The 14,008-nt window shown below is 31.8% G+C and carries 18 protein-coding genes; 11 read left to right on the forward strand and 7 right to left on the reverse strand.

Annotated features, from left to right (window positions below; translation table 11 throughout):
* The 3 genes from J4418_03410 to J4418_03420 form a co-directional block, all read right to left on the reverse strand.
* A partial coding sequence (locus J4418_03410; protein ID MBS3113104.1) for a hypothetical protein occupies positions 1-2,583 on the reverse strand: 2,583 nt, incomplete at its 3' end.
* 134 nt (positions 2,584-2,717) lie between these two features.
* Positions 2,718-3,536, reverse strand: coding sequence for a hypothetical protein (locus J4418_03415; protein ID MBS3113105.1), 819 nt, complete (start codon positions 3,534-3,536; stop codon positions 2,718-2,720).
* Positions 3,523-4,035 (reverse strand): hypothetical protein, encoded by a 513-nt coding sequence (locus tag J4418_03420; protein ID MBS3113106.1) that lies wholly within the window; start codon positions 4,033-4,035, stop codon positions 3,523-3,525. The genes J4418_03415 and J4418_03420 overlap by 14 nt, the downstream gene beginning before the upstream one ends.
* 400 nt (positions 4,036-4,435) lie before the next feature.
* On the opposite strand from J4418_03420, the gene J4418_03425 reads away from it, so the two are divergent.
* From J4418_03425 to J4418_03435, 3 genes are read left to right on the forward strand one after another with little or no spacing between them, the layout of a single operon-like run.
* Positions 4,436-4,702: a hypothetical protein gene (locus J4418_03425; GenBank protein ID MBS3113107.1), complete on the forward strand. Its 267-nt coding sequence runs from the start codon at positions 4,436-4,438 to the stop codon at positions 4,700-4,702.
* A complete protein-coding gene (locus J4418_03430) occupies positions 4,699-5,040 on the forward strand; it encodes a type II toxin-antitoxin system RelE/ParE family toxin (GenBank protein ID MBS3113108.1) in 342 nt (113 codons plus the stop codon). The genes J4418_03425 and J4418_03430 overlap by 4 nt, the downstream gene beginning before the upstream one ends.
* Positions 5,041-5,051: 11 nt before the next feature.
* On the forward strand, positions 5,052-5,498 hold the full coding sequence (locus tag J4418_03435) for a hypothetical protein (protein MBS3113109.1): 447 nt from the start codon (positions 5,052-5,054) through the stop codon (positions 5,496-5,498).
* Here J4418_03435 and J4418_03440 read toward each other — a convergent pair.
* The gene (locus J4418_03440; GenBank protein ID MBS3113110.1) at positions 5,479-5,871 is read right to left on the reverse strand and encodes a DUF371 domain-containing protein; all 393 of its coding nucleotides are present in this window, start codon (positions 5,869-5,871) and stop codon (positions 5,479-5,481) included. The two genes, J4418_03435 and J4418_03440, sit on opposite strands and share 20 nt — an antisense overlap.
* Before the next feature lie 244 nt (positions 5,872-6,115).
* On the opposite strand from J4418_03440, the gene J4418_03445 reads away from it, so the two are divergent.
* Positions 6,116-6,388 carry a YggU family protein gene (locus J4418_03445; GenBank protein ID MBS3113111.1) on the forward strand — a complete coding sequence of 91 codons (273 nt, stop codon included), beginning with the start codon at positions 6,116-6,118 and terminating at the stop codon, positions 6,386-6,388.
* On the opposite strand, the gene J4418_03450 is transcribed toward J4418_03445, so the two are convergent.
* From J4418_03450 to J4418_03460, 3 genes are all read right to left on the reverse strand, one after another.
* Positions 6,374-7,219 (reverse strand): stage II sporulation protein M, encoded by an 846-nt coding sequence (locus J4418_03450; GenBank protein MBS3113112.1) that lies wholly within the window; start codon positions 7,217-7,219, stop codon positions 6,374-6,376. The genes J4418_03445 and J4418_03450 overlap by 15 nt on opposite strands.
* Positions 7,220-7,359: 140 nt before the next feature.
* Positions 7,360-8,661 carry a cation:proton antiporter gene (locus J4418_03455; protein ID MBS3113113.1) on the reverse strand — a complete coding sequence of 434 codons (1,302 nt, stop codon included), beginning with the start codon at positions 8,659-8,661 and terminating at the stop codon, positions 7,360-7,362.
* Positions 8,662-8,755: 94 nt separating this feature from the next.
* Complete coding sequence (locus tag J4418_03460; protein MBS3113114.1) at positions 8,756-9,256, reverse strand: hypothetical protein; 501 nt, start codon at positions 9,254-9,256, stop codon at positions 8,756-8,758.
* A gap of 93 nt (positions 9,257-9,349) precedes the next feature.
* On the opposite strand from J4418_03460, the gene J4418_03465 reads away from it, so the two are divergent.
* The 7 genes from J4418_03465 (at position 9,350) to J4418_03495 (ending at position 14,004) form a co-directional block, all read left to right on the forward strand.
* Positions 9,350-9,745, forward strand: a complete 396-nt coding sequence (locus J4418_03465; GenBank protein MBS3113115.1) for a hypothetical protein — start codon at positions 9,350-9,352, stop codon at positions 9,743-9,745.
* Between the two features lies 1 nt (position 9,746).
* Positions 9,747-10,313: a DNA-directed RNA polymerase gene (locus J4418_03470; protein ID MBS3113116.1), complete on the forward strand. Its 567-nt coding sequence runs from the start codon at positions 9,747-9,749 to the stop codon at positions 10,311-10,313.
* 70 nt (positions 10,314-10,383) lie between these two features.
* Positions 10,384-10,572: a DNA-directed RNA polymerase subunit E'' gene (locus J4418_03475; GenBank protein MBS3113117.1), complete on the forward strand. Its 189-nt coding sequence runs from the start codon at positions 10,384-10,386 to the stop codon at positions 10,570-10,572.
* 11 nt (positions 10,573-10,583) lie between these two features.
* A complete protein-coding gene (locus tag J4418_03480; GenBank protein MBS3113118.1) occupies positions 10,584-10,910 on the forward strand; it encodes a hypothetical protein in 327 nt (108 codons plus the stop codon).
* A gap of 52 nt (positions 10,911-10,962) precedes the next feature.
* On the forward strand, positions 10,963-11,172 hold the full coding sequence (locus J4418_03485; protein ID MBS3113119.1) for a 30S ribosomal protein S27ae: 210 nt from the start codon (positions 10,963-10,965) through the stop codon (positions 11,170-11,172).
* A 120-nt stretch (positions 11,173-11,292) separates the two neighbouring features.
* Positions 11,293-11,850 (forward strand): TATA-box-binding protein, encoded by a 558-nt coding sequence (locus J4418_03490; GenBank protein MBS3113120.1) that lies wholly within the window; start codon positions 11,293-11,295, stop codon positions 11,848-11,850.
* A gap of 132 nt (positions 11,851-11,982) precedes the next feature.
* Positions 11,983-14,004 carry a minichromosome maintenance protein MCM gene (locus J4418_03495; protein MBS3113121.1) on the forward strand — a complete coding sequence of 674 codons (2,022 nt, stop codon included), beginning with the start codon at positions 11,983-11,985 and terminating at the stop codon, positions 14,002-14,004.
* The last annotated feature ends 4 nt before the right edge of the window (positions 14,005-14,008 follow it).

Consider the following 14,008-nt stretch of genomic DNA (forward strand, 5'->3'; position numbering starts at 1 on the left):
AGACTTTGACATTAAAGTAAATTGCTTACTAATCTGATTGGGTTTGAACCACATAGAAATGCTTATCTCTTGCGTAGGTTCTATTGACGCATGATCAGTAATTGTAACCGCTGGTGAACCGCCTGTCCTGTTAAATTCAAATGCGTTTTTAATTTTACCGGAAATATTTGTGACATCAACAACTACCCCATTATTGCCCGTTCCACTTTTATCATAACCATTGGTATCAAAGTCCCAATAACCAACTAACCCATTACTCAATGCCCGTGTCCCGTTAATGTACCACTCATACACAGTTGCGTTTTCCGGGTCGCCGTCTGCGTCTGTATATGTCCAAGTTCCGCCAACTTCCGATGTTATTGATGTCACAGTTGCAGGAGTTATGTTTACATTAGATGCTACTGGAGCAGAATTTTCTATCCTGATTAAATTGGAAGTTACGGTTGTTCCATCCTGTGTTCCATCATTAGGCGTAACTTCTACTGACCATATATCACCTCTTGAAGTTTCCTGACTAACTATAAGATCAGTTCTATTATTGTATAATGCTTGAATCTGGGCAGATGACAAAGTCCTATTCCAAACTATGACTTCATCAATGCGTCCATCAAAACTCTGTGTTGATGTGGTCCAGTTTGCCCCAATCAAAAACGGTTCTGAACCTGCATCATGAGCTGTAATGCCGGAAACCGAAACAGGACTATCCGGCGCTTCAATACCATTAACATATAACCTCAGCCCAGTAGAACTGCCTTCAAGATAAGTAAAGCAGACATATGTCCATTTTTCCAATGGGCTTGAAAGATTATCCGAAGTAAGCAGCGCACTGCTTGTATCTGCGCTGTCAGCCACAAATATGCCATACACATCAGATTTACCAGTAGCAGTCTGGAAATTTTGTCTGTAAAAAATAATACCATCTGTCTGTGAAGCCGATTTTTTAAAAATTGTGTCATCATTGCTTGATGTGTCATGATACACCCATGCGCAACCACTTAGCTCAGCGGAGGTATCTATATCATCAATATCACCGGCATCGATATAACTGCTAACTCCATCAAAATCATAAGCCCCAAAACCGCTATAACCGCCGGATGAATTCCATGTTGTTCCATTCACCGTGCCGTTATGCAACCCCGTAGAATAATCCCTTGTAAAATAATTTTCATTATGCGTTGTATTTCCACCAGCTTCAAATGGCATATTTAATATTGCAATAGATGAGCCGTTTATGAGCCAGTTAGTTATATTCTTTATTGTATTTCCATTTATATCAGTTGCAGTAAAGTATAATGTCAAATTATCCGAAGTAAGATTATTTGCTGAAGTTGCATTCAAAAGAACGTTTGTAATTGCAGGCGGTTGATTTTCCTCTTCAAGTATGACATAACTAGGTTCAGGCCACATATATTGCCTTGCAGACTTTCTTCCAAATAATACGGATTCATCGTCAGTAGTTGTTTCCCAATTACCCCCTGCAGGAGAAGTGCATTCTACCTTTGCGCCAGCTGCAAAAGTTTGGACATCGGCGCCAGTGCCCAAATCTATCTTGCTCGGCCATGGATAATCATTAGCCTCTCCGGATAAATCACTTCTATTTATGTAATACTGCCTTCCGGAATAAAGAGTGCAATTGGTATTTTTTCCTGTAGCTGACAATGCAACATAGTCGCCATTTTTGTAAAAATAATATTGTTTTTCTAATTCAATTTCAGGAAGCAATGCTGCATTTTCATTGCCGTCACCGTCACCATGCTCATTAGCTCCCAGCGATGTGGCATTTGAGGTAATGTGATATGCTAAACCAGAACCATCTGCCCCATCAGCAGAATAACTAGTATAACCAATGCTCCTTGTACCAGAACGATTGTCTCCTGCGCTGCTTAATTCCTGTATCCATGCATTGTTAACTGCGTTTGCTGTTCTAACGTGAGCTACACCCCAGATATCATTGCTTAATGGATACACAGGGAAATTTGCATTTGTAGTAGATTCTACAAACATCAAGAATGGAGCTGTTGCATTGCAATATATTGAATTACCGCTGGTCCATACTTTAGTGGTTGCAGAACATGCTGCGTTCTTAGTACAACTTGCGCTATCCTGCGAAGTTCCCCATGTTCCAGAATTATTTACTGCCTCATAACAATTAATTGTAATGCTTGCAAAAGGAGCATAGAAATATAAGTCATAAGCCCCCCTTCCATTATCAACCACAAATTCAGTCCCGGCCCAACTAATCGGATTTAATTCTGCTCCGGTTGCCTCATCAGCGTCTCCGCCAATTAAAGCACCGGTTACGTTTAATCTTGAAGCGCCAGTTCCGCCATATTCCGCAGTAGAAAAATTAGTGAACTTGCCCGCATTTAGTGAAATTGTTTTTCCGGGAGCTATTATATTTGTATTTTTATCATATGCCACAACTCTGATATTACCATCATACACATTTTCACCTACTGTATAATAGATAGCCTTTGCAATTTTATATGTAAATACTGAACTAATATTACTTTCAGATGTTGCATTGACATTTCCATAATACATATAAATCGTAGTATTAGAACTTGCAGTCATTACAGGCACTTGCACCCATAGCAAAGTTTCAGTTGTATTACAAGTTAAGCCAGGACCTTCATCAATATAGTAAGGTATATCATTATTAGAAGCATTTGCAAACCGTAAATCCGAACAATCAGAATTAACTTTACCTTCTGCAATTAAAGAATTTTGGTTGGATCTATTGCATATATTTGGGTAAAATTATGTTCCATGAACTTGGTTAAAGGTATGTCATCTATGCCAATCATTCCTGAACGATTAGAGATAAGAATATCATAGAACTCAATTTTTTCTACAATGGTCCTCTCAGGTTCAACACTTAAACTATACACTCCTTCTGTAAGATTAGAATCGGGCTGAGTTATATAATTCTTATTAATTTTCTTTTTTATATCTTTTATTTTTAAATTTAATCTTTGTCCAGAGCTACTCTTAATTATAATTTCATTTTCTTCTTTTGAACTACTAGTGATACTAGGGCTTACAATAACTACAGAATCATTTGCCTCATTTAAATCAATTAATGCCCTCTCAACATCAATTAATACATTATCAACAACCACATAATTGCCATTTGATTTTTTATTTTGATTTCCTGAGACAACCAATTTCAATTCATAAACAACATTATAAATTTTTTGAACATTATATTTTACCTCTTGAGAGTACATGTCAATCGTATCAATTAATACTGAATCAGCATAAACATCCATCATACCAAAGTCATCACGAGTCTGATAAATAACACCAACGTTGCCAGACATATTATAAATCAGTGAAGAGTTTGGCGTATTTGAAAATAATGCTGAACCATCAGTATAATTAAAGTCAGATATTAGGATCCAAACACCGGACTCAATAACTTTACTAGTAATACTTGGTTCAATGTAAACGAACATTGTTAGCATGAAAAATAATATTGCAACTAACAAAATCTGATTCCAATATCCATTTTGACTTAATTTAGTTCTTATCATTGTTTAATTTTTCGCGAGAAGCTTTGGCTTCTGCGCGCAAACCTTCGGTCTTGCGTTTGGCCCTCGAATAAACTGTCCAAATAGTCCTATCACTGCGCCTTAGCAAATCCCCAATTTGTTTGAAAGAATACCCTCCCCTCTCTTTGAGATAAAGAACAACTGCTTCAAGCACAGCAACCTTTCTATCTAAAAATATACTTAATGGCACAGTAACTTCAGAAAAGATTAAATCTGGTTTCGGATATCCTTTTCTTTTTTTACTGGCCCGATTATAAATTGTCCAAATAGTCCTATCGTTCCTATTAGTCAAAACTGCAATTTCGTGATAAGAAAGGTTTTGGGTATCTTTCAAAAACTCTATTAAGACTTCAAAAATGCTTAAAGTTCTATCACAAAACAAAGAAACAGGAATATCAATTGCCAATTTTCGAGAATATGGAATTGCAGAACTAGGAAATTCAATATACGACTCTCTAATTACACCTTTTTTTCTACCCAAAACATTACATTGTAGGTATAATTTAATATTTAAACCTTACTATTATAATAAAATATATAGTTAATACTTACATTGTAAGTATAACTTAATTAGATAATAATTTAAAAAAATAAAATCGGCATATTGCCTAATTAAGGGATTAAAAGTTGGAAGATAATACTGACAATGTAAGTGATAAGATATATATCTTTTGTATTTAATGGACCAGTAATGCCCAATTCATCGCTTAAAGATTAGAAAAAAATACTTACAATGTAAGTGCAGCGAGATATAATATTTTCAATTTAATAAAAAATCTTATTATTAACAGACCAACAGACATTAGCAACCTTGGCGAAATTCATACAATGATTTTATGACCGAAATTATTATATACAGGTATTATATATCTTTATATAATATGAAACAAATTACAATTTTGCATAGCCCAACACTCGAATCTGTAATTATGGTAGAAACAATTGTACAAAAATATAGTCAAGAATATGGAAAATTTCAATTATGGAAGAAACTTCCCAAAAAAATGATGTATCAAACATTTCAAGTTATACTTAACTACTTAGAAGAATCAGGTAAAATTTTCATTGATAAAGAAGGTTGTGTGATATGGACATACAATCCGCAAAGAATAAAGAAACTAATTTCTGAGGATTTAATTGTACGATGAATAACAAACCAATAAATGTTAGCTTTGTATCACAAAAACTCAAATCCCATTTTAATACTTTGAAGTCTGGAAAATTTGAAGATAAGAGACTCTTTGACTTCATAGATCGTGCAATTGATGATTTAAAGAAGAATCCGATATGTGGCACTAAAATCAAAAAGATGTTATGGCCCAAGGAATACAAACAGAAATATAGCATTAACAACCTTTGGAAGTATGATCTCCCAAACGCGTGGAGAATTATTTACACTATTGAAACTGATGAAGTAACAATAGTTAGTATCATTCTTGAATGGTTTTCCCATAAAGAATATGAAAAGAGGTTTAATTATTTATGAGATTTAAATTTATGAATAGTAAAGAAATAAAACAGTTGCATACGTTATTTAAAAAAAACTGGGGTTTTAATAGCAAACTAGAATTTGCTTTTCTTAAAACAGATAAAGAAAAAGTATATGGTATAAACAAAGAGATATGTAAAATTGATTTTATGAAACTTAAAATTGATTCTTTAGGGCTGTATATGGGAGAATTAAAAAAGGGGCAGTTAAGACTATCAATTGAAGGTTCACAATTAATAGGGCCCTATTCAGATAAAAACATAATAAAATTAGATAAAGACGAATTAAAGGAATGGTTAAAAGGCGAAGAGATACCGGTTAATTTTGAAGAAGAAAACTTTGTAATCATAAAACATGAAAAGGATTATTTTGGCAGTGGTAAATTAAAAAATGGTAAAATTTTAAATTATGTGCCAAAAACAAGACGGTTAAATTTTATTGAAACTGAAGAATAACTTTCATCTCTTGCAGAGGATTTTTCATAAGTTCAATCATTCTTCGATTAATATGAATTGCAGCTTTATCTGCATCAATACCCAAAGTTCTTTTAGATATAAATTTTCCAAGCCTGATTACAAGTTCACTTGAATCAAAGAATTCAGAATTAGGAACAAATAGAATTATCTCAGTTAATTTTTCAACTTTAAGAATTAAACTCAGTTTTTTGGATTTCAGAAACGGTTTAATTTTTTCAGGATCAAAATTAGACTTTGTCCCAATTATACAATCTCCATTTAAAGATAAATTATGATCAATAACAATCTCAAAAGTAGTTTTATGCATGCCTTGTATGTTTTGGTTCCCAAAACATGAAAATTCATATTTCATAAATTTAAATGGATAATTGAGTTAATTAATTTTTCGATTTATTAAATGTATAACAAAAATCGGGCTTGACAAAAACATTTAGTCTGCGCATAAGAATGGCTGATTGTGCGCTATTCAGCAGAATTTAACCTAAATAAAAGTTTACTTACTTATTTTAGATTCTTTAGCCATTTTTGCAAGATCTACACCTAATTCTTTTAATGATTTAACATGCGCCTGCATCTGTTGTTCTACAATTGAAAGAATGGCTGATAAACCTTCGCGCTCTTTAGCTAAAGCAGATAATGAACCCTTATGGATTCCAATTTGTTCCGTAAAAGCAAACTCTGCTAAAACTAAAATATGCAGTTGGGATTATGAAAAAAAAGTATTGAAGATTGAAATTAAATCACCCGCTGAAAAAAACAAAGCAAATCTCGAAATTATTAAATTTTTTTCTAGATTATTAAAGAAAAATGTGAAAATAATTTCCGGGTGTACTTCTAAGACTAAAGTATTAAAACTAATTGAAAAATAAAGGAGTAATATAAACTTCAATCAGCGCGGCTACCACCAAAAGGATTAAAGCTATAAAGATTAATTGTGATGTGTCAAACATTATTTTTTCAAATCGTTTAGATTCGATATCACGATTTATTACTGCCACAGAAATAATTCCTCCGGCTAACCCGGCAATGAAATATGCCGCAATCTCTGGCAACCCATGAACAAAATATCTTAATATTCCAAATGAAAAAGATTTCCAATAATTTAAACCCAAAAATGCACCTCCCATTGCAGCAAAATTTGCTTTAATAAAATTACCCATTGCAGTTCCAATCACAGAAGCGTTCCATGTTAAAATAAAAATTGACCCAAAACCATAAACAAACGAAAAAATAATGCAAAATATCAGAACTTTAAAATTATTAAATAATATATCTGAAAATAAAGATAAGGATTCAATTAAATTGCCTGAAACCCGATTATTAATATTGAGAATTGTTTGAGTTTGTATGGAAAAAAGATTGGTCACTAAAGATTGGGGCAATATAGTGTACCAAAAAGCATATGCTATAGTAATCCCTACAAATAAAAACATCAAATAATCTATAGCTTTCCGATGCTGATTTAATAATGTAATTTCATCTTTAATCAAAATATCCATTTTTTCTTCACGTTTTTGTGTTAAATATATTAAAGGAGTACAAGCCAAAACTGTAAAAAATACCATTATAATGCTAGCCTGCTGCGCAAAAACCCACAAAGAGAGTAAAATTGCAACTGATGAATAAAGAAATCCATAAAACAATAAACTCCACGGCCTCTTTTCAGCCAGCTTAGGATTTGTAAATGATTCTATAACCATATTATTCTTTTAGATTTATCTATATATATAAGTTTCGTAACTTTATAAACCTTCATTTTTTGAAAATTTCATAGAGAACAAAAATTATACCTCCTTTTTTTCATAGTAAAAGCTTCAACATAATAAAATAATATTGCCTATTATTTACTTTTTTTGAAAACAGATTTTCGAACTGTATCCCTATCATCAACTAATTTAAGATTTATAAAAAATTTAGAAAATTTAAGGACACCTGATGCAAGAACAATAGAATAAACTATGAATATTAAAGTTAAATCTAAAATCGTTTCCATGCCGGACAGTTGATTCCCTATTAAGGATACTGCAACAACTGCAGTTGCAATCCCTTTTGGAACTACTAAACTCATAAATAATTTTTCTTTAAATGTATAATTATTCTTTAAAAGCGCTACTTCAACTGCAATTAATCTGATTAATAAAAATATTAAAAATAGCACAAATGATTTACTCAAAAAACTGAACGTCATTGGAACATCAATCAATAAACCAATTAAAATAAAAACCACCAATTCAAGGAATATTGAAAAAATTTTGGAAAATTCTTGAATATGCCCTTTATCTTTTAATGCCATATTTCCAAATATAAATCCCATTGCAGTTACTGCAAGGACTCCATTCCCTCCTAAATTCTCAGCTAAAATGTACGTCAATAAGGCGGCTGATATTAACGCCAATGGAGAAAGAACATGCGAATGTTGTTCTCTCAAGATTTTAACTGCAGCTAACCCTATAACTACACCTGCGCCAATTCCTGTAATAAATTGCTGTAAAAACGGAATCAATTGTTCAATAAGTTTTGATATGATTATTGAAGATGAAAGAAAACCAATATTTGATATAAGTTCTAATATTAAAAAAGGTATAATTACAATTAAAGGCGTATTGAATATTGATTCAATCTCTAAAAGCTTGATGACTTCATTTTTTGTTTCTTTTATCATAGACATAACTACGTCCGATGCAGTTCCAGACATCAATGCCGCAAATAATCCTGCCAGGAATATATTCTCTAAACCAAACAATAAGTTTGTTAAAATAGAGAGAATAGCAAAGTTAACTGCAAAAAAAACTATTGTGAGTTTAAGAGCGCTAAGCGAAAAATCATCAAGATCCTTATACTTAAATTTTGAAGTGCTTTCAAATACAATCATTACTAATGCAAGTAATGCTAATATAGCAATAAATAACGGCGGAAAAAATATTAACGGTCCGCTTAAATAAGGGGTATATGATTTAATAAAACCTAACTTTTGGAAAAAGAAAACTCCCCCATTTATTATGTCCCAAAACTTATTTAAAAAAATTCCCGTAAAAATTAATAACAAGATATTAGGTACTGCTATCTTTTTAGAAATCACGCTACAAGCTAAACCTAAAAGAACTACTACCCCTAAATAAGTTAAATAACTTATAGATTCCATTATTACCTCTTTCTATTTGACTTGTAGCATTTTGTAATTATAAAACTTTCTAATATATGGTTCTGTTGTGTTATCTCGTAATTATTTCGCATCTTTAATTTAGTTCTGCCCATTTAAAAACCTCCCTAAAATAATATCTTGTGCTTTGAACCAGAACGCTTAATTTTAAGTATGGTCTATGAATGCGATTTATTCTTTTTTCATAATGTTTAGAAGCATAATAAGAATCAATTCCAGTAGAATCTATTGCATAATGTATTGATTCTTTTAATTTGGTTATAACCAAATTAAGATTTCTAATAATTGTAAGACCAATCCTTTCGAAATGAGAATGAATCGAGCTTTTAGAAGGGATCTCTTTTAGTTTTAACCATTTAGGCCATTTAGATTCATAGAGGGATTTTACAAAATTACGAAGTGATTTGCCAGATTTTGCATACAATATCAGCAAGGCTACAAATTGGTGTTGTGTGTAGATTTTAGGCCCAAACTTAAAATGGTACTGAGAAATCTGCTTTTGATAGCAAACTTTTTTAACTAGTTTCTGCAATTGTTTTAACGTATACTGGATTCCGATTTTATTGTGTTTTGTCATACATTATTATCGCCAGTATACATATTTATTAATTTCTGGACAGCGCCAATTAATACCAATATTTATAAACTGATTTTGTGAAAAGATATTATTATGAAAAAAATAATATTGGATACAAACATCTTGCTCGTACCTGAAAAATATAAAGTAGATATTTTTGAAGAAATTAAAAGAATTTGTGATTTTAAATATGAAATTTGGATTTTAAAGCAAACTATTATTGAATTAGAAAAACTCAAAACTGAAGGTAAAGTTGCAGATAAACGGGCAGCTTCAGTAGGTTTTAGCCTTATAAAATCAAAAGATTTAAAAATCCTCAGCGAAAATGAAGGATATACTGATGATATTGTAGTTAATTTAGCCAAAAAGGGCTTTATCGCAGTAACTCAAGATAAAGAACTAAAAAACCGACTTAAAAAAATTGGCGCGGAATATATTACTTTGAGACAAAAAAAGTATCTAATAATAATAAACAAAAAGGTTAAATAAAATGTTTTACTTAAGTCAAATTAAAGATTATATAAGAGTTGCTCCAAATGATTTTGGATTAGACCAAACACTAGCTATCATAAAAAGCATAAAAAAAGATTATGAAGGTTATATTTCAAAAGAACTGGGAATAGTGATAGATGTTTCAGATGTTCAAGAAATCAAAGATGGAGTAATCATTCCGGGTGATGGTGCTAATTATTATGAAACTATATTTACATTATTAATATATAAACCTGAACTACAAGAAGTTGTAATTGGGAGAATTAAAGATATTGCCGAATTTGGCGCCTTTATGTGCCTTGGTCCTGCTGAAGGAATGATTCATGTATCTCAAACCATGGATGATTTTGTATCATTTTCAAAAGATAAAACTCTAGCAGGTAAAGATTCAAAAAGAATGCTTAAAGTTGGAGATGTTTGCAGAGCGAGAATGATTGCATTGTCTTTTAAGGATATCAGCAACCCTAAATTAGGTTTAACCATGAGACAATCCGGTTTGGGAAAACTGGATTGGATTGCAGAAGAAATTAACTCTGAAAAAGAAAAAGGAGGAAAGAAAAACTAAAGAAAAATATGACTAAACCAATGAGGTTGGTAAATGTCTATGTGTTTTTTCAGTTATTTTTTAAAAGCTAATGACCAAAAAAAAAGCATGTAAAAAATGTAAAATTTTTGTAGAAGGCGACAAGTGCCCTATATGTCAAAATAGTAATTTTAGCAATTCGTGGAATGGTAGAATGTATGTAATTGACTCAAACAAGTCCCACATTTCAAAACAAATGGGATTAACAATGAAAGGAGAATATGCAATTAAAATTAAATAAAAGTGACAACAATGGAAATCAACATAGAACAACAAGAAATGCCATTATTGGCAATGAAGATAATAACGGGTAAAATAAAATTTAATGGTTCAACGCCTTCTTATACAGAGTTAAGGGAAAGCATTGCAAAAAAAATTAATGCTAAAATTAATCTTATAAAAATTGAACATATTTATAATGATTATAGAAGTCAAAGTGCAAAAATAGTAGCGCGCGTGTATAACAATGAAGCAATTTTAGAAAAGTTTCTTAATAAAAAAGAAAAAGCAGAATGCGCTAAATTGGAAAAAGAAACAAAAAAAGTCGCTGAAGAAAAAAAAACAGATGCCCAAGTCTAAAAATCTGTAGCGAAAAATTCATTGAATTTCGGCATATAAACCGAGGGATAATATGGCACAAAAAGCACAACCAAAATCAAAAGATAAAGGATCAGCAAAATCAAAACACAGCAATAAAAGGTATACTTTATACGAAATTTCTGGGAATACCGCAAATAGAAAAAACAAATTTTGTCCTAAATGTGGAATTGGCATTTTCATGGCAAAACACAAAAATAGGGTAAGTTGCGGGAAATGTGGATTTACTGAGTTTACTAAATAAAAATAGTAATCTTATGTTATATATTCATTTATATACTATTTATAATATAATAGAAGCATTTATAAACAAAACTTGATTAACTAAGATATATTTCATTTTTAAATGAACGGGGGAATAAATATGACCAAAAACAAAGAAATTCGGGTTGTTAATATTGTTGTATCAACTTCTTTAGAACATGATGTTCCGCTAGAAAAAATGGCATCAACATTGCCTAATACCGAATATAATCCAGAACAATTTCCGGGTTTAGTATTGAGAATAAAAGATCCTAAAACAACCGCTTTAGTGTTTAGCAGCGGTAAAGTAGTTTGCACTGGCGCAAAAACAATGGATGAAGTAAGTAAATCTATTGGAAGAATTATCAAAACATTAGAAAAAATTGACATTAAAATTAAAATTACCCCTGAAATTAATGTTCAAAACATTGTTGCTTCAGGCAATATAGGCATGGACCTTAATCTTAACGTGCTGGCTATGAAATTGCCTAACACTGAATACGAACCTGAACAGTTCCCCGGTTTAGTTTATAAGCTGGGAGGAAAAACCGGTAGTGATAGGGCAACATTTTTATTATTCAGCAATGGTAAAATTGTTTGTACTGGCACCAAATCAGAAGATGAAGTTGATAATGCTGTAGACAAATTAATAGAAAATTTAAAGAAAGTTAAGAAATAAATTTATTACTATAAAAGGATGCAATTTCAAAGGCTTTCTTATATTAAATTCGTTTAATATACATTATAGACAAGTAATCTATAAATACTTGTTTTCTTTTTCTCTGTTATACTAAGCAAGGGGGAAATAGATTTGGAAGCAGGCGAACAGATAAGAAAATTTCAAGAATTCTTTGAATTATATCATCATGTAGATATTTTAGAAAATATAAGAAAAAACAAATATTTCTTTGCAATTGATTTCAAAGAACTTTCCAAGTTTGATTCAGAGTTATCCGAAAACTTATTGGAAAATCCTAAAGAAGTTATAAGAGCGGCCGAACTTGCGATTGAAAATTTTGAATTGCCAAAATCAATTATAAATTTCAGAGTAAGAATTAAAAATTTACCCGATACACAAAAAATTAAAATAAGAGATATAAGGAGCAAACATCTTGGCGCCTTATTGTGCATTGAAGGAGTTGTAAGGCAAAAAACAGAGGTAAGGCCCCAAGTAACAAATGCAAATTTTGAATGCCCCAGTTGTGGAAATATTATAAACGTTCTACAATTAGAACCTAAATTTAAAGAACCCAGCAGGTGCGGATGCGGAAGAAAAGGCAAATTTAAATTATTATCTAAAGAGTTGATAGATGTGCAAAAAATTAATTTAGAAGAAGCCCCAGATGATCTTGATGGAGGAGAACAACCAAAACGAATGTCTCTTTTTTTGAAAGAAGATTTGGTTTCCCCTCTCACTGAAAAAAAAACAAACCCCGGGAGTAAAATCAAAGTTTCTGGCATAGTCAATGAAATACCGATTCCCTCGAAAAGTGGGGGACAATCTACGCTCTTTGATTTAATGATATTTGCTAATTATATTGAACCAATAAATGAAGATTTTTATGAAATCAAAATAAACGATGAAGATGAAAAAGCTTTTATCGAATTAAGTCAGGATCCAAAAGCAATAAAAAAACTAGTGCAGTGTGTGGCACCTTCTATTTACGGATATGACCAAATCAAACTGGCATTACTTTTACAGGCAGTAGGCGGAGTAGTAAAGATAAGAGGAGATGGGATGAGAACAAGAGGAGACATTCATGTTTTATTAATAGGTGATCCAGGTGCGGGTAAATCACAGCTTTTAAAACGTATGGCTAAAGTTACACCAAAAGCAAGATATGTCTCTGGTAAAGGAGTATCAGGCGCAGGATTAACTGCATCAGTTGTTAAAGATGAATTATTAAATGGCTGGAGTTTGGAGGCCGGAGCATTGCCCTTGTGCAATAATGGGTTTTGCATGATAGATGAAATGGATAAAATGAGTAAAGAAGATACAAGTGCGATGCATGAAGCGCTTGAACAGCAAACTGTTTCTATTTCTAAAGCAAACATTCAAGCTACTTTAAAATGCGCAACAACTGTGCTTGCTGCTGCAAACCCTAAATATGGAAGATTTGATCCTTCCGGATTAATTGCAGCTCAAATAAACTTACCTCCTGCATTGATTACAAGGTTTGATTTAATTTTTCCTATCAAAGATTTACCTAACACTGAAAAAGATAAAATTATGGCAAGACATATGTTGTTATTGCACCAAGCGCCAGACAGCCAAAAAGCAGAACTTGATACTAATTTTATCAAAAAATATATTTCATACGCAAGACAAAATAGACAACCTCAATTAACGGATGCAGCAATAAATGAGATTGAAGAATATTATATCAACATGAGAAATTCAAGCAGCAAAGAAGAAGGCGTACAAGTAGTGCCAATTTCACCCAGGCAGCTTGAAGCATTAATCAGGCTCTCTGAAGCAAGCGCAAAACTGAGGTTGGGCGATAAAGTTACCAAAAAAGATGCAAGAAAGGCTATTGAAGTTTTAGACTTTTGTTTGAGGGGTATCGGGATTGATCCTGAGACTGGAAAAATAGACATCGACAGGATTTCTTCAGGAATTACTGCATCACAAAGAGGAAAAATACATTTAATTAAAGAAATAATTAATGATATTGAAAATACAACTGGTCAAAAAATAATTGCTGTTGAAGAAATAATTAACATGGCAAAAAGTAAAAATATTGAAAAAAGCGAGGTAGATGATGTGCTTACTAAGTTAAAGATTGCAGGAGATATTTTTGAACCAAGGCGGGATTTCATAAGCAAATTGTAAGAAA

The sequence above is a fragment of the Candidatus Woesearchaeota archaeon genome (assembly GCA_018303425.1).
In the GTDB taxonomy this organism is placed as follows: domain Archaea; phylum Nanobdellota; class Nanobdellia; order Woesearchaeales; family JAGVYF01; genus JAGVYF01.